This window comes from Methanoculleus sp., assembly GCF_036677455.1.
Taxonomy (GTDB): Archaea; Halobacteriota; Methanomicrobia; order Methanomicrobiales; family Methanoculleaceae; genus Methanoculleus.
In genome coordinates, this window is record NZ_JAVBWL010000017.1 from 26,105 (window position 1) to 48,218 (window position 22,114).

General features: G+C 63.5%; 17 protein-coding genes. 8 read left to right on the top strand and 9 right to left on the bottom strand.

Features of this window, described 5'->3' with window-relative positions:
• Positions 1-214: 214 nt before the first annotated feature.
• From V6K60_RS04745 to V6K60_RS04765, 5 genes are all read right to left on the bottom strand, one after another.
• Entirely contained in the window at positions 215-802 is a 588-nt protein-coding gene (locus V6K60_RS04745) for a fasciclin domain-containing protein (protein WP_332449362.1), read from the bottom strand.
• 91 nt (positions 803-893) lie between these two features.
• Positions 894-2,357, bottom strand: coding sequence for a redoxin domain-containing protein (locus tag V6K60_RS04750; protein ID WP_332449363.1), 1,464 nt, complete (start codon positions 2,355-2,357; stop codon positions 894-896).
• 50 nt (positions 2,358-2,407) lie between these two features.
• Positions 2,408-3,304 (bottom strand): hypothetical protein, encoded by an 897-nt coding sequence (locus V6K60_RS04755; protein WP_332449383.1) that lies wholly within the window; start codon positions 3,302-3,304, stop codon positions 2,408-2,410.
• Between the two features lie 541 nt (positions 3,305-3,845).
• On the bottom strand, positions 3,846-4,754 hold the full coding sequence (locus V6K60_RS04760) for a UbiA family prenyltransferase (protein WP_332449364.1): 909 nt from the start codon (positions 4,752-4,754) through the stop codon (positions 3,846-3,848).
• Between the two features lie 252 nt (positions 4,755-5,006).
• Positions 5,007-5,837: a helix-turn-helix transcriptional regulator gene (locus V6K60_RS04765; protein WP_332449365.1), complete on the bottom strand. Its 831-nt coding sequence runs from the start codon at positions 5,835-5,837 to the stop codon at positions 5,007-5,009.
• Between the two features lie 173 nt (positions 5,838-6,010).
• Here V6K60_RS04765 and V6K60_RS04770 point away from each other — a divergent pair, with 173 nt between their 5' ends.
• The 5 genes from V6K60_RS04770 to V6K60_RS04790 all read left to right on the top strand — a co-directional run bounded on the left by V6K60_RS04770 (position 6,011) and on the right by V6K60_RS04790 (position 10,659).
• Positions 6,011-7,261 carry an MBL fold metallo-hydrolase gene (locus V6K60_RS04770; RefSeq protein WP_332449366.1) on the top strand — a complete coding sequence of 417 codons (1,251 nt, stop codon included), beginning with the start codon at positions 6,011-6,013 and terminating at the stop codon, positions 7,259-7,261.
• On the top strand, positions 7,258-7,497 hold the full coding sequence (locus V6K60_RS04775; protein ID WP_332449367.1) for a DUF3006 domain-containing protein: 240 nt from the start codon (positions 7,258-7,260) through the stop codon (positions 7,495-7,497). Before V6K60_RS04770 ends, V6K60_RS04775 begins: the two co-directional genes overlap by 4 nt.
• Positions 7,498-7,537: 40 nt before the next feature.
• Positions 7,538-8,629 (top strand): NAD(P)/FAD-dependent oxidoreductase, encoded by a 1,092-nt coding sequence (locus V6K60_RS04780; RefSeq protein ID WP_332449368.1) that lies wholly within the window; start codon positions 7,538-7,540, stop codon positions 8,627-8,629.
• A gap of 49 nt (positions 8,630-8,678) precedes the next feature.
• Entirely contained in the window at positions 8,679-8,960 is a 282-nt protein-coding gene (locus tag V6K60_RS04785) for an ATPase (protein WP_332449369.1), read from the top strand.
• 274 nt (positions 8,961-9,234) lie between these two features.
• Positions 9,235-10,659 (top strand): MATE family efflux transporter, encoded by a 1,425-nt coding sequence (locus tag V6K60_RS04790; protein ID WP_332449370.1) that lies wholly within the window; start codon positions 9,235-9,237, stop codon positions 10,657-10,659.
• A 9-nt stretch (positions 10,660-10,668) separates the two neighbouring features.
• On the opposite strand, the gene V6K60_RS04795 is transcribed toward V6K60_RS04790, so the two are convergent.
• From V6K60_RS04795 to V6K60_RS04805, 3 genes are all read right to left on the bottom strand, one after another.
• Positions 10,669-12,261 carry a sensor histidine kinase gene (locus tag V6K60_RS04795; protein WP_332449371.1) on the bottom strand — a complete coding sequence of 531 codons (1,593 nt, stop codon included), beginning with the start codon at positions 12,259-12,261 and terminating at the stop codon, positions 10,669-10,671.
• Positions 12,262-12,464: 203 nt separating this feature from the next.
• Positions 12,465-13,907: a heterodisulfide reductase-related iron-sulfur binding cluster gene (locus tag V6K60_RS04800; RefSeq protein ID WP_332449372.1), complete on the bottom strand. Its 1,443-nt coding sequence runs from the start codon at positions 13,905-13,907 to the stop codon at positions 12,465-12,467.
• 357 nt (positions 13,908-14,264) lie between these two features.
• Positions 14,265-14,906, bottom strand: coding sequence for a superoxide dismutase (locus V6K60_RS04805; protein WP_442919549.1), 642 nt, complete (start codon positions 14,904-14,906; stop codon positions 14,265-14,267).
• A 203-nt stretch (positions 14,907-15,109) separates the two neighbouring features.
• Between V6K60_RS04805 and V6K60_RS04810 the strand changes: the two genes are divergently transcribed.
• Positions 15,110-16,738 (top strand): glycosyltransferase family 2 protein, encoded by a 1,629-nt coding sequence (locus V6K60_RS04810; RefSeq protein ID WP_332449374.1) that lies wholly within the window; start codon positions 15,110-15,112, stop codon positions 16,736-16,738.
• Positions 16,739-16,762: 24 nt separating this feature from the next.
• Here V6K60_RS04810 and V6K60_RS04815 read toward each other — a convergent pair whose 3' ends face one another.
• Complete coding sequence (locus tag V6K60_RS04815; RefSeq protein ID WP_332449375.1) at positions 16,763-18,805, bottom strand: acetate--CoA ligase family protein; 2,043 nt, start codon at positions 18,803-18,805, stop codon at positions 16,763-16,765.
• Positions 18,806-19,250: 445 nt separating this feature from the next.
• Here V6K60_RS04815 and V6K60_RS04820 point away from each other — a divergent pair, with 445 nt between their 5' ends.
• Positions 19,251-20,456: an MFS transporter gene (locus tag V6K60_RS04820; RefSeq protein ID WP_332449376.1), complete on the top strand. Its 1,206-nt coding sequence runs from the start codon at positions 19,251-19,253 to the stop codon at positions 20,454-20,456.
• Positions 20,457-20,591: 135 nt separating this feature from the next.
• Positions 20,592-21,929 (top strand): oligosaccharide flippase family protein, encoded by a 1,338-nt coding sequence (locus V6K60_RS04825; protein ID WP_332449377.1) that lies wholly within the window; start codon positions 20,592-20,594, stop codon positions 21,927-21,929.
• The last annotated feature ends 185 nt before the right edge of the window (positions 21,930-22,114 follow it).

A 22,114-nucleotide genomic window follows, 5' to 3' on the forward strand; every position in this document is an offset into this window, starting at 1 on the left:
AATGACTCACCTGTTTGTGCCGCCACGGGAAAATGGTTGGGATTTGGGCTTTTTTGCTATCGGCACGGGGTGTGGCGGCAGGTCGGGTGGGTGAGGGGTTTCACCCGTGTCTTCGAGGGGGTGAGCCGTTCGAGCACGAATACATGTTGTATACAATTGTATGCATTCTGTATACGATTCTCCGGCGTGGAAGAAGCGGGGACCGGCTCGCTCCTCACCCGGTCTCGTTCGTCGTAGTGTTGGTCTCCTCCACCACCGTCGTCTCCTCCGGCAGGGGCACGTCCGGTGGGAGCATGACCGTATCGATGACGTGAATGATACCGTTTGAGGCCGGGATGTCGGTCCGGAGCAGTTCCGCACCGTTCACCGTCACCTTGCCACCGGCGGTGTCGATGGCGAGCGGGCTGCCCTGCACGGTCGCGAGGGTGTCGTTCTGTGCGATACTGGCGACCGTCTGCCTGCCCGGGGCCATGTGGTAGAGCAGGACCTCGGCGAGGTGGCCCTTCGGGTCGTCGAGGAGGTCCTCCATCACAGGGTCCGGCAACCGGTCGAAGGCCTCATCGGTGGGCGCAAAGACCGTGTAGGGGCCCGGGCCGGTGAAGAGCCCCTGAAGCCCGGCCAGCTTGATGGCGTCGATGAACGTCGAGAAGTTGCCGTCCCGGGCGAGTACCTCGTCGATCGGCAGGATCTCACCACCCGGCGTGCTGTTCAGGGTCCCGTCCCCTGGTGGGGCTGTGCAACCGCAGGCGAGCACCGCCGCGACGGCCAGGGCGGTTATGATGAGCGTGTAGTCCCTTCGCATGGTCCCCCTCAAGAACACTTCCTCCGTTCTCCCTGTAAATAAATCATTGGTCTCCGGTTCCCGGGAGGGAGCCGGAGCGCTCAGGACGCACCTACTTCCAGAGCATCATGGTCGAGACCAGGTGCCGGACCGGGTCATAGACCCGGACAGCGTGGTTGCCGGTATCGGCGATGTACCGGAGCCCTCCCAGGTTCGCGAGACCGTTCGGCCCGTTCAGGGACGCGTCCCCCGAGAGCCCGTCCCGGTCGCCGCGGTCGCCGCTCCCGACGATGGTGAGGACCCAGCCGGTGGCCGGGTTGAACTCTTTGACCTTGTGGTTCTCGGTATCGGCGATGAAGACCAGGCCGTCGCAGCAGGCTATGCCCGCCGGGTGGTTGATGCGTGCCATCCCGGCGATGGTGTCGAGGTCGCCGAAGTCATCGGGGGAGTGGCCGATGGGCGTCTCGACCATGCCCCGCTTGATGCGGCGGATCGCCGACGCCCCGGTGTCGGCCACATAGAGGGCCTCGCCGTCGGTGGCGATCCCCGAGGGGCCGACGAAGGCGGCCTCACGGAGCGGGCCGTCGACCAGGGCCTCCAGGCCCGTCCCGGCGTAGGGTTCCACCTCATGGGTGGAGAGGTCCATCCGCCAGACCTGGTTTGCCCCCGCCATCGCGATGTAGAGGTGGCCACCGAGCAGAGCGAGGTCCCACGGCGCGTTCAGCGCGACGTCGGTCCCCGGCCCGCCTCTCGTGGGCGCGGTTGCCGCAAGCCCCGTCCCGGCGATCGTCGTGACCCTTCTTTCGGGCCAGGAGACCTGCCGGATGGTGTGGTTCCCCGCGTCTGCAACGTAGAGGATGCCGGCCTCTTCGTCGAAGACGAGGCCCCGGGGCAGGTAGAACGCCGCCTCGTCGAACCCCCCGTCGGTGCTCCCGGCGGTCCCGGTCCCGATCGTCTCCAGGATCCTGGCGTCCCTGCCGGCAACGACGATCCGGTGGTGGCCGGTGTCGCTCACGAAGAGCCGCATCCCCACGTTGTCCGCCGCGACCTTGCCGGGGCGGTAAAGGGCCGTCTCCTCTTCGCCTTTAAGCATGGCCCCGGACTGCAGCGGTCCCTTCTTGAGCCTTCCACGCTGTTCGAACTCGCGGGTGAGCCGGTCGATCTTCGGGCTGAGCCGCCCGTAGAGCCCCTCCCCGGCGGTCTTCCCGACGACGTTTCCCGCCGGGTCGATCAGGACAAAGGTCGGCCAGTCCCGGATCGCGAAGGCCTGCCGGAGCAACCGGTCGTGGTCGATGGCGATGGGGTGATCCGTTCCGGCACGGCGAATCGCCTCCCGGATCTCCCCGGCGACCGCCCGAGATTCGAGGTCGGGGGAATGGATCTCGATGACCGCAAGACCGGGATGCTCGTCCCTGAGGCGCCGGAGGTCCGGGGCAAGCCGTATGCAGGTTGAACATGCAAACGTCTCAAACACGAGCAGCACCACCCTGCCGGAGAGGTCGCGGAGGGAGAGGGGGTGGTCGACGTTGAACCACTCAATGCCCGCGGGGAGATCGGGAGCCGCTATCGGTATCATGCGGCACCCTCTGGTTCTCTGAAATTATGAACCTTCGCGATCCGGATGGATCACGCCGGCGGCGCTGCATACGCCGGCTGCGATGCGGTGAGCATCTCTTCGCAGAAGGCGATGGCTCCCGGAACCCTGCTCCTCTGGTAGACCAGGGGTTTGATGCAGGGCGTCCCCGGAAGGCTGCCGACCAGCCGGAAGACTTCCCGCCAGGGGATCGCGTCGCCCATCGACGGCGGGCTGAGGTCGTTATGGATGTGAAAGGCCCGCAGCGCCTCGGCCGGTAGCTCGCCGAGCACCCCGAGGAACTCCTCTCTCGCGGCGGAATAAAGGTGCCAGGGGTCGAGCGCTATCCCGGCGAGGCCGGCGATCTCGGGATGGTTGTTCTTGAGCACCGTCCAGAACGCCTGCATCCGGCTCCCGGTGGAGATGCTCTGGTCGGCGTGGTTCTCGACCAGCACCAGGGGTTCCACGCCGAACGCGTCCCAGTGGGCGACGATCAGGGCATGCATCGCCATGACGATATCGGCATGGGCGTTCCTCCGGTCGCCGGGGTGGATCTCGATGATATCCGGGGGGATGCCGAGATAGTCCTCGATCTCGAGGAGCATATCCGAGAAAGCGCCCACCCACTCCGGGTCGCGCCATCGCAGGGCTGCCGTCACCTGCCGGCCGTGCTGGTCCTTCCGGGGGATGGCCGCCTCAGTGTGCATAACGTAGCCGAGGTGGCCGGGAAGGTTTCTGTCCTGCTCGTAGAGGTGCTCGATGGACGACCGGGTGAGCATGGAGCCGATCTCCTGTCCGGTCCGCTCCACCTCGGTCCTGTTCTTGATGAAGTCGGCGGGGATCTCGACGTAGGTGCACCCGAGCGGTTCAGCGAGGTGCCAGCGTTCGAGGAGCCCGCCCCGCCGGGCCACTTCCGTGACGTTTGGGTAGATGTAGTCTGCACCTGGCATGGCGATCAAGCTACGCCATAGTAGGGGTGGCACAAAAGTGTTGGGGTTCGCGTGGTCTGCTCAAAATGCGGCATGATTCAGCGCCGTCGCCCTGGATCAGCTGCGTTTATCGAGGATCTGCGGGCAGGCGAAGAGGATATCTACGGGTGCATGGATGTAACCGCAGTAGGCCCGCTCGGGGTCATAGTACATGCATGTGGCACATGCGCCTCGCTGTGGTCGTTCTCTGTTCATCTGGGCCAGCATGGTTAGTGCATCATCTCTCATCGTAAATCCGCTCCAATCCAGTCTCTGCTGATCCGAAATATTGAGCGCCGGGGTTACTCTTCAGCGGATCGCTGCCTTCGGGTATATCCCCATCTCTCTTCTAAGATACTCGCGCGTTACAAGACATTTATTACGTCAATGAATCTTCATCAGACTAACGAAGGTATACGTTTATGTGGTAGAGTTCGCCCTGAAATCCCTCTTTCTCCGGCAGGGATTCATAAAATGGGGTGTGTAGAGTGCCGGGAGAGTGGCAGTGCAGGCAGCATTCCGGTCATATCGGAGGATACGGCAGCACGAGGAGCAGGGAGAAAATACCTGCCAGTACGATGAACTGTCCATCGGCAAGCAATTCGAAGAGGAGTTTGTCCTTTTCAAGCCCCCGGAAGCAGAGGACGTATCCTTGAGCGTAAATTACGCTTGCAACCAGCATCAGCACCATAGAGGGATCCGGCAGGTACCTGCCGATGAGCACCAGCACGGCTCCGAGGCTTACGTTTATCCCTGTGAGGAGAAGGGACGTCCTCCGGGCGCCGAGGATTGTCGGGATCGTCCTGACGCCCGACGCTGTGTCTCCCTCCACATCGCGCATATCGAAGATCACGGTGTTCGTGAAGACCAGAGAGAAGAAGAAGACGCCGACGATACTGGTGGCGATATCCACAGGGAGGGCGGCGTGAAAGACCGGCAGGAGAGCTGGCGGGATGGTCCAGGAAAACGCCACGACGAGACTTTTCATGAGAGGAACCTCTTTTAATCGCCGAAACCCGAACCTGGCGGGAAAGAGCGGCACGCTGTAGACGATCCCGGCGACCAGAGGGGCAGCCGTGACAAGAAGGCTGCCTAATCCCAGGAGGGCTGAAAGGCAGAGGGCGACAACGTAGGCACCGACTGCGGAGCGAAAGAGGATGGATCCGTAATTTTTTGTGAACGTATACCGCTCGGTGTGGTTTATCGCGTCTTCATCCTCGTCGGTCTTGCGGTTGAGGTTGTAGACGGCAAACACGACAAGCATCAGTATTGCCGCGGCAACCGGGTCGAAGGGGAGATCCTGCAGAAGGCAGGAGATGTACACCATCGCTGCTCCTGCAACGGCGAGGTACAGGGAACTATACACGATGAGGCGGACAGCGGCCTGCCAGGCCGGCTGAGCCGGGTTGGTTCGATTCGCGGGTGCGAACATATAACAGTTATGACAAAAAGAGGCGAACATTAGTTGTACCGACGAATATTCGTCGGTACAATTAGCCCAAAAGACCCGGATCCGCTACCCGGCAGGGCTACGTAGATATAGGAAATGTATCATCCACTCTTCGAGCATCGTTCCGGCTCCTTTTTGTCGATATGGGTGACTCTTCGAATGCCCGGCCGATCGGAGAGGTGACTTCCCGATAAAAGTTCCGCTGAACGTTGCCGGCCGAGATTTGAAAAAGAGTTATTCCGGGGGTATCTGCAACGGTTTTGCCGCCATCCTGTAGCGCTGGAACAGCCGCTCTCCCCAGGCGACTGCCGCCGCGTCGGTGCTGATGAGGTCGGCAGCGGCGTCGTAGGTCTTCGTATCGCGCCTGTAGAGGCCTAACGAGAGGTATCCATCGGTCGCTGTCAATCCGAGGCGAATCGGCAACGGGGAGATAAACAATTCAAACTTGGCGTGCCCCTGCAGGGACTCCAGCATGGCCCGGTACGGTTCGTCGGCCAACCGGTCGGCAAGTTCAGGGGAGACAACGAGTTCGACCGGCTTGCCCTGCAAAACCGCCTCTCTGATCACGTCTGCATGGGCCGGGCTCATGATCGAGGACACGCCGTGAATCCACGACGCTTTCTTGAGTATGGCGGTAAACGCTGCGTATACGGCAAAGATGTCCTCTTCGACGCTCCGTATCACCTCGGCGTTATAGAGACATGGCAGATCGCCCAGGGAGTCCGGGGGTATACCCTCGATCTCGTGTTCGATCCAGAACTCCCGGTGGCGCTGGAGCACCCCCATGCGCGCCACCAGCCGCCCGATCTCCGGTTCGACGAGCCGGCCCATGGGGGTGAGCGCGTAGTCGCCCCGTATCGATTCGACGTAGTGCAGGGCTTCGAGCTGCCGGATCTTCGGGATGAGTGCTTGCGACGAACTCCCCGTGATATCGCGGAGAAATGAGAGAGATTTTGCCCCGTCCTCCAGGGCAAGCATCACCTGCATCAGCAGTCTTGACCGAAAGATCGCCTGAACATCGTCCTGGACTCCGCTATAGATCTCCAGGAGGGAAATGCTCTTCATCGTTCTCCAGTTAAGAGATATCAGCCGAACCATATCACCCTTTCCTTCCCCGGCGCTCTCACCTCCCGCCGGGGGTCAGAACCGGCGCTTGCTTGCGTGCCTGCCGAAGATAGTGCTCCTCGCCCGACGAGACGCTCTTATATCCCGGGGTCCGATATCTCTAAAGAGACAGCATGACGTCCGTACTCCGATACCTGATCTGCATCGCACTTGCTGCATGCATCCTCGCCGCCGGCTGTTCCGTTCCCGGCGGACAGCCTGAGGTCGTTTCCGACCTCTCCGGCGACCTTGTCGTCCACTTCCTCGACGTCGGCCAGGGGGACTCGATCCTCCTCCAGTTCCACGATAAGACCATGCTCATCGACGCCAGTGAGCGCGGGATGGCGGACCGGATCATCGCCTACTTAGACGACCAGAACGTCGAACGGCTCGACGTGGTGGTGGCAACCCACGCGCACTCCGATCATATCGGGGGCCTCGCCGCCGTCATCTCCGCCTACCCGGTCGGTGAGTTCGTCGACGCTGCGCAGCCGCACTCGACCGCGACCTACGAGAACCTGCTCGCCCTGATCGAGGAGAGGGGGATACCGTATACGGCGGCGGAGCGCGGGCAGACGATCGCCCTCGATCCCGACCTCGAGATCCTGGTCCTGAACCCGGCCGCTGAACCTATCGGCGAGATCAACCAGGACTCGGTCGTCCTGAAGGTCACCTACAACGAGATCTCCTACCTCTTTATGGGCGATGCCGAGAAGCCCGCGGAGGAGAGCATGATGGGGGCCGGGCTCGACCTCGATGCCGATGTCCTGAAGGTCGGCCACCACGCGAGCCGGTATGGATCTTCGGCGGAGTTCCTCTCCGCAGTCAGCCCTGCGATCAGCGTCATCTCGGTCGGTGCCAACAACGATTACGGCCACCCTCACGAAGAAACGGTCGAACGCCTTGAGGCGACCGGCTCGCGCATCTACCGGACCGACCTCGACGGGAACGTCGTCATCGCCACCGACGGCCGGGCGCTCTCCGTTACGGCAGGCGGGGCGCCGGCCGCCACCGTGACGACCCGGGCACCGGCCCCGACAGTGACCGCGACAGCGACCACGACCCCGGCGCCGACTCCCCTCCCCACCGGCGTGTACGTCGCCGACCTCGACCTCCAGGAGGAGCGGGTCACCGTCGCGAACACCGATCCGGCGGCGGTCAATCTCACCGGCTGGACGATCACCGACGAGGGAGCCCGGAACACCTACACCTTCCCGGTCTTCTCCCTTGATCCGGGTGCCGACGTCACGGTCCACTCCGGCGCGGGGAACGACACCGCGACCGACCTCTACTGGGGCCGGTCGGGCCCGGTCTGGAACAACGACGGCGACACCGCCACGCTCGCCGACGCGAACGGGGCGGTCGTCAGCATCCTGGAGGGATGAAGATGGAGTCGACCTTCCGCGTCAGCCTTGATCGGGTCGAGGAGGGCCTCGCCGTCCTCCTCGTCCGCGAGGAGGAGTCGGTCAGTTTCACCCTCCCTCGCTCCCTCCTCCCCGACGATGCCCGGGAAGGGGATATCCTTGAGATGACGGTCCGCCGGGACGTCGAGGCGACCGAGGCGTCGCGGCAACAGGTTGCGGAGAGGATCGCGCGGCTGAAGAGCCGTAGCAGACAATAATCCCACTCTTTTATATCCCGCCGCTCCCACGGAAGCACCGATGCAGGACCGGTGCGATCTCCTCGTCGTCGGTGCAGGCCCCGCCGGGAGCACCGCCGCACGCTACGCGGCGGAGGCGGGGCTCGACGTCCTCCTGATCGAGAGGAAGACGGAGATCGGCACTCCCGTCTGCTGCGGGGAGTTCAACGCGTCCCCTGCGGTCCTCGCGGAAGCGCTCCCGAACGCCCCGGGTCTCGACGAACTCTTCCCGGTCGATCCCGGGCTGGTCAGGCGGGCGATCAAAGGCATGGTCGCCGTCTCCCCGCGGGGCCGGGAGTACGGGTTCGACCTCGAGGGGTACACCGTCGACCGGGATGCCTTCGATCAACACCTCGCGGATGCAGCCGTCCGTGCGGGCGCCGTGCTCGCGACGGAGACCGTGTTCCTCGGCCGGGAGGGGAGCCGGGTGCAGACCAGCCGGGGCGATGTCGAGGCTCGCGTCGTGATTGCCGCAGACGGCCCGCTCTCCCGGGTCTGCCGGCTCGCCGGGATGGAACGGAGCGCCGTCCTCGCCCCCGCCGTCACCTGCCGGGTCGACGGGGAGTTCGGCGACCGCCTCCGGATCTTCTTCGGGAGCCGCATCGCTCCCGGCGGGTATGCGTGGGTCTTCCCAAAGCGGGGGTGCGCGAACGTCGGGCTCGGCGTGCAACGGCCGGCGCCGCCGGTCCCGGTCCTCCTCCGGGCGTTCCTCTCGAAGCACGGCTTTGTTGCCCGGGACGTCCAGGCCGGGTTCGTCCCCGTCTCCGGCCCCATCCGGACGACGGTCCGCGGCAACGTCCTCGCCGTCGGGGATGCCGCGGGGCAGGTCGTCGCCTCGAACGGCGGCGGGATCGCGACCGCCATGATCTGCGGCCGGCTCGCCGGGCTTGCCGCCGCACGCCACCTGCTCGCCGGCGAGCCCCTTGAGGCCTACGAACGGGCGTGGCGGTCGGCGCTGGGCCGGGAACTCCTGGCCGCCGCGGGGACGAAGAGGATGGCCGACCGGGTCTTCGGCTCCGACCTCCTCATCGAGCAGGCGATGCGCATGCTTGGGGCCCGCGGCATCAGGAACGTCATCGTCTACGGCGGCGTGGGGGCGCGGACAGGACCGTAAGTCTTAATATCCCCGGGTCCGCCCGGGACCGCACACGGAGGTGTATGAGGTGGTCAATGTTGTCAAGGCTGATGGCAGGCGCGAGCCGTTCGTGCGGGAGAAGGTCATCGTGAGCGCGCTCAAATCGGGCGCACCGGTGGAGGATGCCCGGGCGATCGGGGAGGCGATCGAACGGGTCGCTTACGACGGGATGCCCACCGGCGAGATCCGGCGGCGGGTCCTTGAGCAGTTCCATGACCGGAACCCGGAGTGGGAGGAGAACTGGATCCTCTACGACCGTGCCGTGAAGAGGCGGGGGGCGGCGGCGATCGCAGCGCCGACCCCCCGTTGAACCTTTTTCCTGCCTCTCCCCCGGGGGTGTGTCCCCCTCTCAGAACAAAGGTATATCTACCAATCCGCGCTCATATTTTTCTTGTATTGTCTTATGCCGTCCGAAAATCGGGTTATGGGAATTATTCCTTCGAGGCCGTTTTCTCTTTGGCCACCGATACCGGGCACACCTGACAATCCGCAGCCAGAAAACGGCACGGCGTCCCATCCACCCTATAGCCGCTCCCGGATTCGACCGGGAAGCCGCGACGTGGGCACGCCAGCAGGCGATATGTATGCCAACCAGCGAATCAGAAGAAGATATACCCTCAAGTAGTAACCAGAACGAGACAGAAGGAACAAAACTCCTCCTTGCCGATCCGAAGACCGCCATCATCCGGCTCTCCATACCGATGATGGTCGCAATGACCCTCATGACCCTCTACAACGTCGTCGACGCGTTCTGGGTCGCGGGCCTCGGTGAAGACGCTCTTGCCGCCGTCGGGTTCTCATTCCCGCTCATCATTATAACCATCGGGTTAGCGACGGGCCTTGGCACCGGCGGTGAAGCGGCGCTCTCCCGGATGATCGGCACCCACAACCGGGCCGGTGCGAGCAGCGTCGCGATGCACACGATCCTCCTGATGACCGTCCTCGCCGTCGCCGTCACCATCCCGCTCTTCCTCTTCGCCGAAGAGATCTTCGTCCTGATGGGGGCGGGGAGTGCCGCCGTGCTTGCCACCGAGTACGCCCGGATCCTCTTCCTCGGGACGTTCGCCCTCCTCTTCGGCGAGGTCGCCTACGCGTTGATGCACGGGGAAGGAGACGCAAAGCGGGCGATGTACGCCATGGCGCTCGGCGCGGTGGCGAACGTCGTCCTCGACCCGATCCTGATCTACACCTTCCAGATGGGGATCGCCGGCGCAGCCTGGGCGACGATCATCGCCGAGGTCATCGCCGCCATCCCGATGGTCTACTGGCTCTTCGTGAAGCGCGACACCTACATCTCCCTTCACCCGAGAGAGTTCGTCCCCGACGCCGCGGTCACCCACGACATCCTGCGGGTCGGCTTCCCTGCCGCCGTCGAGCAGCTCTCGCTTGCCCTGATGACCCTGGTCCTGAACGGCGTCATCGTCCTGATATCGAGCACGGACGGCGTCGCGGTCTACTCGACCGGGTGGCGGATCGTGAGCATCGGCTTAACGCCCATCCTTGCCATATCCTCGGCGGTGGTTGCGGTCACCGGCGCCACCTACGGCGCCCGGGCGTATGCCCGGATGGAGTCCGCCCTCCTCTACGCCGTCAGGCTCGGGGTCGTCATCGGTCTCGGCCTCGCGGTGGGGATGTTCGTCTTCGCCCCCCAGATCGCCGCACTCTTTGCGGCGCCGGGCGACGCAGCCGGAATAACCCCGGAACTGACGACCTACCTCCGGGTGATGAGCCTGGTCTACCCGATGATCGGGTTCGGGTTCGTCTCGGCGTCGTTCTTCCAGGGGACGGGCCTCGGCGCACGGTCGCTCACGATCACGGTCCTGCAGACCGTCGTCCTCACGGCCCTCTTCGTCTGGGTCTTTGCGATCGAACTCAACCTCGGCCTCTCCGGCGTCTGGTGGGGGGTCGCGGCGGGCAACGCGCTCGGTGCAGTGGTCGGGTACGTCTGGGCACGCCGGTATACGGCGGGGCTCAAGATCGGGCAGGCCGTGGGGGCGGCAGCGGCGTGAAGCCGCTCCTCACTCCATCTCGTCGTCGGTCCCCGTGCGGACCACCTCGGAGAGCGCGAACCGGAACGAGGCTCCCTGGTCCGGGTGCCCGCAGACCCGGTCTTCGACCCAGACCCGGCCGCCGTAGCGCGTAACCAGCGTCCCGACGATGTAGAGGCCGAGCCCCTCCCCGTAGCCCCGGTTGAACCGGTCAAAGACCGTTTCTTTCATCTCGTCGGGGATGCCGGGCCCGGTGTCCTCCACCGAGACCACCACGGTATCGACCTCTTCGGGGTCGTCCTCCACCCGGATCGTTATCCCGACACCCGGCCCGCCGAACTGGACTGCGTTCCCGACCAGGTTCGTAAAGACTTCGGAGAGCAGGTCGTCGGCCCAGACCTCGGCCGAAGAACCCGTAAACGAGACGTCGGCGTCCGGGGTGCGGTCGATCCCGGCCCTGATGACCTGGCCGAGGTGGACCGGCGCGAGTTCGGGCGGCTCCTGGTGGATGCGGCGGATCGTCGAGACGTTCTGGAGGATGCCGGTGCTCTTCCTGACGCTCTCCTTGAGCTTCTTCGCGTAGGCCGCGGCGTCCCCTTCGAGCATGTCGAGCAGGAGGTCGCAGTAGAGGCTCGCGACGTTTTCCGCGTTCTTGATGTCGTGGGTCATGATGTCGAGGTAGAGGTTCGTCTCGCGGTGGGCCGCCTCCAGCCGCTTGTGGAGCATGCTCCTGAGGACGCCCGAGCCGATCTCGTTCCCGATCGCTTCGAGGAGACGGCGTTCCTCGTCACTGAGCCCATCCCGCTCCCTGCTCCCGAGAAGGAGCGCCCCGACCACGACCGATTCCGCCAGGATCGGGATGCAGGCAAGGGTGGCGACCCCGAGCGATGCGAGGATCTCTTCCTCGAGCGTGCCCGGCTCGCTAGAGAGTTCGAGGTAGCGTGGCTTCCCGGCGACGAAGACGAAGTTCCAGGGCCAGTGGTGGACCTTTATCTCCCTGTTTCGGGCGAGAAACGCCTCCGGGACGGCGTGGTGGTAGCGGGCGAGCGCGAGCGTCCTCTCCGGGTTCAGGAGGTAGGTCAGCCCGAGATTGAAGTCGAGCAGGTCCAGCGTCCTGGAGAGGGACGCCTCGAGCAGTTCGTCGAGCGAGAGGGACGACGCGGAGACCCCCATGATCTGGTTGAGGACCTGGAGCTGCCGGTTTGCGGAGAGCAGCCGTTCGCTCGTCTTCCTGCTGGTGACGTCCCGTATCCGGAGGACCCACATCCCTGCGAACGGGTCCTGTTCCAGCCTTCGGCTGGAGTAGACGTACCGCCGTTCCTCTCCCCGGGCGTCCTGCACCCTGAGGTCGAGGCAGGAGACCTCGTCCCCGGCACCCATCGCGGTGAAGAGTTCCCGGGTCCCTTCCCCCTCGTCGACGAGCGGCATCAGGTGCGTATCGAGAACCTGATGGATCCCGGACCCCAGGACCTCATCCTCGCTCGCTGCGAGGATCTCCCTGGCATAGGCGTTCACCCAGGTCACCCCCATATCTTGGTCGAGCACCAGGATGCCCACGCCCGGCTCGTCGAGGATCTGGAACGTTTTTTCCGGTCGAGTAGACACCGAATCTACAATGCTCATGCGAGTTTACCCCCTTCAAGATTAGTATTTGGTAAAAATTATATTAAGAAATTCATATTCGTGTTGATAAGTGGTTTGCGGTCACGACCCCTGCAGGACCGTATCGCCAGCTATGTACAGGCACCTCTCACCCGCATCAAGGCTGGCTCGTATCCCCGCAACGAGGGCCGGGAGGCTGGCCCTCCAGAGCAGCCGCTCCGGGGTTAGAGGAGCCCGATCCGGCTGAGCGCCGGTTTGAGCGATGTCATGTGGCCCTGGAGCCGGACCGTCTCCCGGGGGTCGGCGCCCATCGCGAGCGCGAGGAACTCGGTGATATGCAGCACCGGCACCCCCATATGGTCGTAGACCAGCTCGCACCCCGGGCAGTCGACGACCATCACGTCCAGGCGGCGCTGCACGAAGTCCTGGTAGACCATCCGGCTCAGCCGGGAAGGTTCCCGGGCAGGAAAGGTCAGGTGCCGGTCGAAGAGGTTCTTGACCCCGCCGCAGCAGTAGTTCTCCATATCGCCCCTGACGATCTTTGCCCCGGTGACCGCCGCGAGGTCGTGCAGCCCCGTTGGGACGGCGAGGCTGCCTTTCATCTTCTTGTAGTGGCAGCTGACATGCACCCCGACACGCAAGCCCGAGAGCCGCGTCTCGACGAGCCGCCGGAGTTCGTCGAGGTAGAGGGGATAGAGGTCGAGTATGTTCGCGACCCGGAAGGCCCCCGGATCGCCCACTTCTCGCCCGATCCGGCCCAACATTTCGTTTGCCGCCGCCCGGTTCCCGCTCCCGGAGAGCACCTCCAGTGCGGACGCATACGAGTCGCTGCAGGTCGGGCATATCCCGGTGATGGCGATCTCGTTGCCCGTCCCGGGCGCATCCTGGATGACGCTGAGGTTCCGGGCGGTGAGGAGCAGCCGGTCCGCAAACCCGGCGCTGCCCATGTAGTGGGGAGCCCCCCCGCAGCAGGTCTGCATCCCCGAGGTATCGCACCGGACCCCGAGCGAGGCGAAGATCGCCCGCTGCGAGAGGTCTGCCCCGGGGTAGTTGAAGGCGCAGCAGGAGGTGAGGTGAAAGACCCGGTCCGGGGGTGCGGCCGGCCGTTCCGGCACGTGCCCACCGGGGTGGGAGAACGTCGATGCCCGGGCAGGGTGGAGCAGCATCGTCCGGACCTCGTCGACTGCTCTCGTCTCCACCGGGGACGGGCGTTGGGCGGCCTTGGCGACGAACTTCCTGAACCGGCCCCTGCCGGTGTAGAGCGGGAGGAAGGCGGGAGGGGGGAGGCACCCCCGGTCGAGGAGCATCCTTCGGAAGAGCGGTTGTGTGTGCTCCGTCTCGTATACCGCGTTGATGATCCCGCCGATGCTGATCGACCGCGGGCAGGCGGTCGCGCAGGAGTAGCACTGGACGCACGCGGAGAGGTCGATATCCGGGCACCTGCCCGCCTGGAGGGCTGCGGTCACCTTCCGGGCAAGGTATCCCCAATCCTTATCCGTCCCGGGATCGTTGATCCGTGCTGCGCAGTAGGGTGTACAGGAGCCGCACGCGTTGCAGAGCCGGAAGTTCCGGAAGCGTGGGTCGTCTTCGTGCAGCAGACGCTGCACTGCCCCCGCCGTGATTGCGTCCCGGATCTGCTCCTCTTCGAGGAGGGCTCTACTGAGCATGGTTTATCCCTGTGCCGGCCAGGTATGCTCGTGAAATAGAGTATGGCAGGGTGCAGAGCTCTCCAGCCTCTGCCGTCCGTATATGAGGACTGGCGGTCGGCTCTTCCCGTGGAGAGTCCGGGCGTCTCGTAATAGTGGTGTATCGCCTGCGGTATTGGTTCATTCTTCTTCCCCCCTTTTCTGATAACGTCGTCTGACTACGATCCAGGGACGACTACTTAAACGTTATGCCGGAAGCCGGGAGGGCGCCGCGACGCTACCTTCCCGGCGAATCCGGGGATGGAGTATCGGGTGCAGGTCGGCGCGGGAAACAGATGCCCGGGGCCACTGCGGCCCGCCCCGGTCAAAAAAGAAAGGTTAGAGGTCTGCCAGTCGCTTGTTCACGGTCTCCCAGTTCACGACGTTCCAGAACGCGTCGATGAACCCTGCCCGGTTGTTCTTGTAATCGACGTAGTAGGCGTGCTCCCAGACATCGAGGACCATCAGGAGCGGGAACGTGGGGTAGACATTGGTGTTGTGCTTCTCGACCTGCATGATCACGAGACGGTCCGTCATGGCGTCGTAGGCCAGCGCGGCCCAGCCGGAGCCCTCGGCGCTCGCGGCGGCCTTCGTGAACTCGGCCTTGAACCGGTCAAACGAGCCCCATTCCTGGTTTATCCTCTCGGCGATGGCGCCGGTCGGGGCTCCGCCGCCTCCCTTGCCAGCTGGTGCCATGGTCGGCCAGAAGAGGGTGTGCAGGACATGGCCGCCGATGTTGAACGAGAGTTCCTTTAACAGCGCTTTCATATCGACCTCGGCACCTTCCTGCCGTGCCTTCTCCAGCTTCTCGATGTTCGCGTTCGCCCCGGTCACGTATGCCTGGTGGTGCTTATCGTGGTGGAGGGAGAGTTGCTCCTTTGATATGTGCGGCTCAAGAGCATCGGGAGCGTACGGCAGGGGCGGCAGTTCATACTTCTTCTGCGGCGTCGTTGCCATCTTCTGTTCAGCCATAGTTATCATTTGACAGAAGGAAAGCGATCTATTTTAGAGTATCGGTGGCCAGGCGCAACAACGAATCCAAACCGGGTATGCCCGAATATGTGGATCATACGCGGGTATTTTGATTTTAATCCCTGATTTGAGGTGATAATCCTGGAGGAGCCGTTCCGCGGTTCCCGGGTGGCGGTGCACCTTTCTCCGCAACTTTTAAATAATCCTGTAGGGTGGAGGATACAGAAATCGCCTCGCACATCAGGAATCTCACCCGGGAGGATCGCGATGGCGTCGTATGCGCTCTTATCCGGAGAACGGTGGACCCCATGAAGACGGCAACGCGTATCTCACTCTTCACCGCCACGCTCATGGCGTTGCTCGCATTCGTCCTCCTCCGTGACCTGCACCTCCTCCTCACCGGGGCAGAATGGGGGCTGGTTGCACGAATCCTCTCGCTCTTCCTCGTCGCCGTCACCGCGTTCGGGATTGTCCAGTTTGTGAGCTACGCCGATCACCTCCTGCGGTCGCTCTACGCCTACGCCGAACGCCCAATCGTGCCGGAACGTTCCGGCACTCCCCTCCCCGGCGCCGCGGTCTTCATCCCTGTCTACAACGAGGAGCCCGGTGTGGTCGAGGCCTGCGTCCGGGCATGCACGGCGATCGCCTACCCGGACGTCCGGATCTTCCTCCTCGACGACTCCACGGATGCGGGGAAGCGCTCCGCGATGCAGGATATCTCCCGGCGGCATCGCCTCCGCTACGTCCACCGTGACCACCGGGAGGGGTTCAAGGCCGGAGCGATCAACCATGCCGTCTCCTTCCTCGACGCCGAGACCCCCTACCTCCTGGTGATCGACGCCGACCAGAAGGTGAAGCCGGCTATCCTCGCCGACCTCATCCCGGTCCTCGATGCCGACCCCTCCGTCTCCTTCATCCAGACCCCCCAGTTCTTTCCGTCGAAGCCAGACGACCCGATCAGCGTCACGTTCTCCTACCAGCAGCACATCTACAACAAGCACACCTGCAGAGGGCTCTTCGTCAACCGCACCGCCATGCTGACGGGCTCAAACTGTATCTTCCGGGTGAGCCACCTTGCCGCCATCGGGGGGATGGACGAGACATGCATCGCCGAGGACATCGCCACCTCCTTTCGCTTCCACCTCCGGGGACGCCGGGGAATCTTCCTTGATGCCGTCTACGCGGAAGGGATCGCGCCGCCGAACCTCGCCGCCTACTTCACGCAGCAGCTCCGCTGGGCATACGGCAACACCCGGCTCCTCGGGACCATCCTCCGGCAGCTCGTCACACGCCCCCGGAGCATGGACGCGGTGCAATGGCTTGAGTTCGTCGTGATCGTCTCGATCTACCTGCTCGGCGGGGTGAACGTAGTGCTCTTCCTCCTCCCCGTCGCCACGCTGATCTTCGGTATCCCGATCCTGCCAGTCTGGCTCCCTCCTGTCTTTGCCGTGGTGCTCGCCGTGGTGATCGCGATCCAGGTCATCATCAGCATCCGCGAGCGGCAGTACTCCCTGCGCGACCTCGTCCTCTCGCAGGCGATCTTCAACACCCTTGCCTTCGTCTACGCCAGGGCGATCTGGTACGCCGTTTCGGGAAAGCGGCTCGCGTTCGTCGTGACGCCGAAGGTGGCCTCAGGACCCGCCCGTGTCCGGATAGCACCGGTCCTCGTCGTGATCGCGGCCATCCTGGTCTCGATGGGGGTCGGCATCATGCGGCTCGCCTCCGGGGAGCCGGGTTCAGGGACGGCGATCCCGCTCTTCTGGGCCTGCTACACGTTCGCTGTCCTCTCGTCGTTCCTGGTGGTCTGGCGGAGAGATGGAAGAGTGGTGCCCGGCGAGTGATCGCCGGCGAAAAAAAGATGGGTCCTATCGGAACCGCTGCCAGAGGATCCGGCCCATCACCCTGAAGGTGAAGTCGAGTTCATCGAAGAGCGGGATGCCGTTCTCCTTGAGGACCTTGCGGCCCCGGTCCATGGACCCGCCGCCGAGGAGCGTCGCGACGATCACGTTCTCGGTCTTCTCCGAGAACCCGATGATCTGGTTTGCGAACTGCTCCGACCCGATGACGAGGTTCGGGAACCCGACGACGAAGGCGATGTCCCAGCAGTCCTGATGCTTGGCGAGGACGTTGAAGGTCTGTTCGAACCGCTTTTCGTTCGCGTCGCCGAGGAGGTCGATCGGGTTGTTCTTGTTCCAGAACTCGGGGAGGAGGTCGTTTAACTCCTTCAAGACGTTTGACGGCAGGGTGATCAGATTGATGCCGTACCGCTCGGCGTAGTCGGAGGAGAGGACGGCGAATCCGCCGGCGTTCGTGATCACGACCGCACGCTTGCCGCGGGGGTAGCCTTTCGGGAGCGAGAGCATCTCGGCGACCTGGAAGGTGCCGGAGAGGGTGTGGACGGGGATGACGCCGGACTGGCGGAATGCTTCCATGTAGACGTCGTAAGACCCCGAGAGCGAACCGGTGTGGGATGAGGCTGCTGCCTGTCCCTTCTCGGACGAACCGGACTTGATCGCCACGATGGGTTTGGTCTTTGAGACTTCGCTTGCCACCTTCATGAAGGTCTTGCCGTCCTGGATCTCCTCGATGTAGAGGATGATGCCCTTGGTCTTCGGGTCGCGCTCAACGAACCTGAGGAAGTCGATGAAGTTGAGGTCCGCCTGATTGCCCACGGAGACGACGGCGGAAAAACCGATGTCCTGCCTGATGCTCCAGTCGACGACCGTGTTGACGATGGCGCCGCTCTGGGATATGAAGGCGATGTTGCCGGGTTTCGGGGACTCATGGACGTAGGTGGTGTCGACGCCCTTCGGGGGGATGATCAGCCCGAGGCAGTTCGGCCCCACGATCCGCGTGCCGTAGCCCTTTGCGATCGCGAGGACCCGTTCTTCGAGCGCCTTTCCGCCCTCGCCCATCTCCTTGAACCCGGCCGTGATGATGATCGCCATCGAGACCCCTTTCTGGCCGCACTCCTCGATCACGCCCGGGACATGTTTTGCCGGGACGGTGATGACCGCCATATCGACGGGGTTCGGGATATCTAGGATCGAGGGGTAGGCTTTGAGTCCCTGGATCTCCGGGCGCTTGTTGTTCACCGGGTAGAGCTGCCCCGGGAAGTGGAGGAGGTTGTGCATCACGGCGTACCCCATCTTCTTGGGTTCGGATGAGGCCCCGATGACCGCGATCGAGCGGGGGTTGAAGTACTCGATCGGGACGAATGCCCGCTCTTTGGCCACCTTCTCGACCGCTTCGTCATCGATGAAGACCCGGGCGTCGACGATGCAGGCCCCGGACTCATACAGCCGGACCGGGTTGATGTCGAACTCGACGACGTTGGTGTTCTCGGCAAAGAAGCGGTTGATCGCCCACATCACCTGAACAAGCGTCTCCTCGTCCCGCGGCTTCGATCCGCGGTAGCCCTGGATCATCGGGTAGCCGTCGATCTCCCGAACCATCTTCCGGATCTCCTCTTCGGTGATCGGGAGGATACGCAGGGTGACATCCCTCATCAGCTCGACGAGCGTCCCGCCCATGCCGAAGGTGAGCACCTTCCCGAACGCAGGGTCGGTCTTCCCGCCGACGATCAGTTCGAGCCCCGGCGCCGCCTGCTGCTCGACGATGATCCCCCGGATCTCGGCTTCCGGGTTATACGCCTTTGCGTTGGAGACGATCTTGGTGAACGCCTCCTCCGCGGCCTGCTTCGATGAGATGCTGACCATCACACCGCCAGCGTCGCTCTTGTGGACGATCTGGGGCGAGTGGATCTTCATGACGACCGGGAACCCCATCTTCTCCGCCACTTTGCCCGCTTCGGCGGGGGTCTTGACGATGGCGTGTTCGGGTACCGGTACACCGTACTGTTTCAGGAGATCGTACGACTCGAATTCACTCAGCATTTTTTTGACCATGGTGTCTCCTCGTGTCTATGAGTGTCGTTACTCTGGTGGCTTCATGATCCTGTGGGTTCATCTTCCCTGAACGATGGGCTGTTTCAGGGAAAGCAGAACCAGCGAGTAGGAATGAACTGTAAAGCGTGGTCTCATATTCGCTTTATAGGTTTTGTAATGATTCAACATGATAAATACCCCTCCGGGGATATCAGATCTCATTAAAAATCGGCGGAATTTTCCGGGCCGTTGAGGTAGGGCCGCCATTTCTGTATCCCGCGTAAGGTCCCTTCTGTGGATGCCCGGCCTCGGGGGCCGGGACCTTCGCTAGAAAAACGCCGTCCGGGAGAGGGCATCTCGCGTCCGATCCGTGTGGGGTGGGGTGTCCGGAAGGCCGTGTAGCGACCCTTCCCGGTCGATCACAACGTATAAGCCCGCTCACGGAGAACCACAAGCGATAAGAACCATGGTCAGGCATCATTTCGCACCGGACGCGATGTATGGCCTCTTTCTGATCGGGTTCTTTGCCATCTTCTCAACGACCATCTCGAAGAACCCGGTGCTGCCCCTCTTCTCGCAGGCCCTGGGTGCCGGCGATGCGGTCATCGGCCTCATTGCGGCGATCTCCCCGCTTGCCGGGATCCTCTTCTCGTTCCCGGTGGGAGTCCTCTCGGATCACCTGGGAAAGAGGAGACTGCTCATCGCATCCGGAGCGATATTCCTCTCGGCGCCCCTGCTCTATCTCTTCATCACCGACCCGCTCTGGTTGATCCCGGTCCGATTCTTCCACGGGATGGCGACCGCGATCCTCGGGCCGGTGATCGCTGCGATGATTGCCGTACGGTTTCCCGGGAAGAAGGGGGAGGTGCTCGGGCAATATTCTTCCGCGACCTTGATCGGGAGGACCCTTGCCCCGCTCGTCGGCGGGGCTATCCTATCGTTCTTCGTCTTTTACCCCGGGTTTATCCCGTACCGGATGGTCTACCTCGCTGCAGCAATCGCCGCAGTGCCGGTGGTCGCCCTGATCCTCCTCTACCGGGAGGAGACTCCGGGCCCCCTGAAGGTCCTCCCGTTCTCAGCGTTCTGGAGAAGTTTTGTCACGTTCTTCACGAACCGGAGGCTGCGGGCAACGGCACTTGTGGATATGGCGACCTACTTCGCCTTCGGGGCGTTTGAGACGTTCCTGCCGCTCGTCTTGCTCTCCCGGGGAATGGGTGCCTACCAGACGGGGGTCCTCTTCGCCGCCCAGACGCTGATCATCGCGGCGTCAAAGCCATCTTTCGGCAGGATCGCCGACCGGGTCGACAAGAGGGTCCAGATCGTCATAGGGCTCCTCGTCCTGGGGGTTTCAGTTGCCGCCATCCCGTTTGCGCCAGGCTTTTCGGAGTTTCTTCTCATAAGTTCTTTTCTTGCCCTGGGCATGTCGCTCTCTACGGTTGCGACCAGTGCGTACGTCGCGGACGTTGCAGAAGATGAGCAGATGGGGGCCTCGATGGGGGCGTTGTCGTCCATCATGGATATCGGGCATTCGGCAGGTCCTCTGGTCACCGGGATCATTGTTGCCGGCGGCGGTTTCGGCCCCGGGTTCTTCGCGAGTTTCCTCCTTGCGGCGGCCGTCTGTGGGTTCTTCGCCCTCTCGGTCCGGGACCCGGCACCGCAGGGGAGCGCATAGATCCTTCTCTTCGGGGACCCATCAGAGGCGCTGCCCCACCGCAAGGCTCACTTACCTTCGAGACAGTAGGTGCCGTAGCGAAATGATCGTGCACGGCCCCTCACCGTTGGGACCCGTGCGGGCGGCAAGCACGAGATGAAGGGCCTCAACGCTCTCCTGCAGGGCAACCCCGTAACTGCGAAGATCGCCGGGGTTCTCCGGGACAACCCGTTATATAGTGGCGTCGCCGTCATCGGCGGTAGCACGGCACTTGCCCAGGCGATAGGCGTTGCGGCCCTGCCGATCATCACGCGGCTCTACGGCCCCGCCGACCTCGGCATCCTCGCCGTATACACCTCGGTCCTCTCGATCGTCGTCGTCGCCGCCTCGCTCCGGTATGAGTCCGCCTACGCGATCCCCCGTCAGGACGAGACCGCCGCGAACCTCTTTGCCCTCTGCTTGGTGCTGCTCGCGGTAACATCAACCGTCTTTGCGCTCGTCGTCCTCATCGCCGGCGATCTCTTCACCGGCACCTTCAGTCCGGGCCTCTCCGGCCAATACCTCTGGCTGCTGGTCCCGGGGTTCTTCGGCGTGGGGCTCTACTCGATCCTCAACTACTGGGCCATCCGGCAACGGGACTACCCGAGGGTGGCCTCCACCCGGGTAAACCAGAGTGCAAGCGGGGCGGCGTGCAAGATCCTGCTCGGGCTCCTCTCTGCCGGGACGGCCGGCCTGATCGTCGGGCACATCGTCTCCCAGGCCGCTGGAATCGGGACGTTTGCACGCAGTATGTGGAAGACCGATCGGGAGAACCTCAGCCAGGTTTCCGTCGACGGCATCAGGGCCGTCGCAAAGGAGTACTGGAGTTTTCCGGCATTCAATCTCCCGGCATCCGTCGTGAACACCCTCTCGCTCCAGCTCCCCACGATCATGCTCCTTGCCATCTACGGCTCGCAGACGGTCGGCCTCTACGCGCTTGCCCAGAACCTGCTCGTCCTCCCGGGGAGCATCGTCTCGACCGCGCTGGCACAGGTCTATCTCGGCGAGGCGTCGAAGCTGGTCCGGGAGGAGTCGTCCGACCTCCGGCCCCTCTACGTCACCACGGTCCGGCAGCTCGCCCTCGTTGCCGTCCCGTCGATAGGCGCGCTCGCGCTGGCTGCCCCGTTCCTCACCCCGGTCATCTTCGGGGGAGCCTGGGTGGAAGCAGGCTGGTACTGCCTCCCGCTGGCCCTCATGATGATCCCGCAGTTCGTTGCCGCCCCGACATCGCGGTTGACGATCTACGGCTACAACCACTGGATGCTGATCTGGGATCTCACCCGGGTCTGTGCGGTAATTGCCGGGTTCTCCATCAGCCAGTACTTGGGGTTCTCCGTGATGGCGACGTTGACGGTTTACGGGGCGATCATGCTGGTGATGTATCTTGTCAACATAGCGTTGAATCTGAAGGCGATCGCGAACTTTATGTCCCGGATCCCCCGGCGGGAGGGGTGAAGGGCCCGGGCTACCTGCCCTCCCCTCCCGCTCTCCACCACTCGATGAGCGCCCGGGAGATACTCTGGCGTTAAAGACTCAGTAGCACGGCGAGGCCCGGAACGCAACAATACTCGCGGTGATGGGAGGCCCGGGCATCGACGGTGGGTGCATCGAGGGTGAAAAAGGCGTTACGGTCAGGCCCG

Coding starts and splice junctions, on each gene's coding strand:
- V6K60_RS04820 (WP_332449376.1), top strand. CDS start 19,251: ATGGTCAGGCATCATTTCGCACCGGACGCGATGTATGGCCTCTTTCTG.
- V6K60_RS04765 (WP_332449365.1), bottom strand. CDS start 5,837: ATGAAGAGCATTTCCCTCCTGGAGATCTATAGCGGAGTCCAGGACGAT.
- V6K60_RS04770 (WP_332449366.1), top strand. CDS start 6,011: ATGACGTCCGTACTCCGATACCTGATCTGCATCGCACTTGCTGCATGC.
- V6K60_RS04805 (WP_442919549.1), bottom strand. CDS start 14,906: ATGATAACTATGGCTGAACAGAAGATGGCAACGACGCCGCAGAAGAAG.
- V6K60_RS04755 (WP_332449383.1), bottom strand. CDS start 3,304: ATGCCAGGTGCAGACTACATCTACCCAAACGTCACGGAAGTGGCCCGG.
- V6K60_RS04825 (WP_332449377.1), top strand. CDS start 20,592: ATGAAGGGCCTCAACGCTCTCCTGCAGGGCAACCCCGTAACTGCGAAG.
- V6K60_RS04790 (WP_332449370.1), top strand. CDS start 9,235: ATGCCAACCAGCGAATCAGAAGAAGATATACCCTCAAGTAGTAACCAG.
- V6K60_RS04745 (WP_332449362.1), bottom strand. CDS start 802: ATGCGAAGGGACTACACGCTCATCATAACCGCCCTGGCCGTCGCGGCG.
- V6K60_RS04750 (WP_332449363.1), bottom strand. CDS start 2,357: ATGATACCGATAGCGGCTCCCGATCTCCCCGCGGGCATTGAGTGGTTC.
- V6K60_RS04775 (WP_332449367.1), top strand. CDS start 7,258: ATGAAGATGGAGTCGACCTTCCGCGTCAGCCTTGATCGGGTCGAGGAG.
- V6K60_RS04780 (WP_332449368.1), top strand. CDS start 7,538: ATGCAGGACCGGTGCGATCTCCTCGTCGTCGGTGCAGGCCCCGCCGGG.
- V6K60_RS04795 (WP_332449371.1), bottom strand. CDS start 12,261: ATGAGCATTGTAGATTCGGTGTCTACTCGACCGGAAAAAACGTTCCAG.
- V6K60_RS04815 (WP_332449375.1), bottom strand. CDS start 18,805: ATGGTCAAAAAAATGCTGAGTGAATTCGAGTCGTACGATCTCCTGAAA.
- V6K60_RS04800 (WP_332449372.1), bottom strand. CDS start 13,907: ATGCTCAGTAGAGCCCTCCTCGAAGAGGAGCAGATCCGGGACGCAATC.
- V6K60_RS04760 (WP_332449364.1), bottom strand. CDS start 4,754: ATGTTCGCACCCGCGAATCGAACCAACCCGGCTCAGCCGGCCTGGCAG.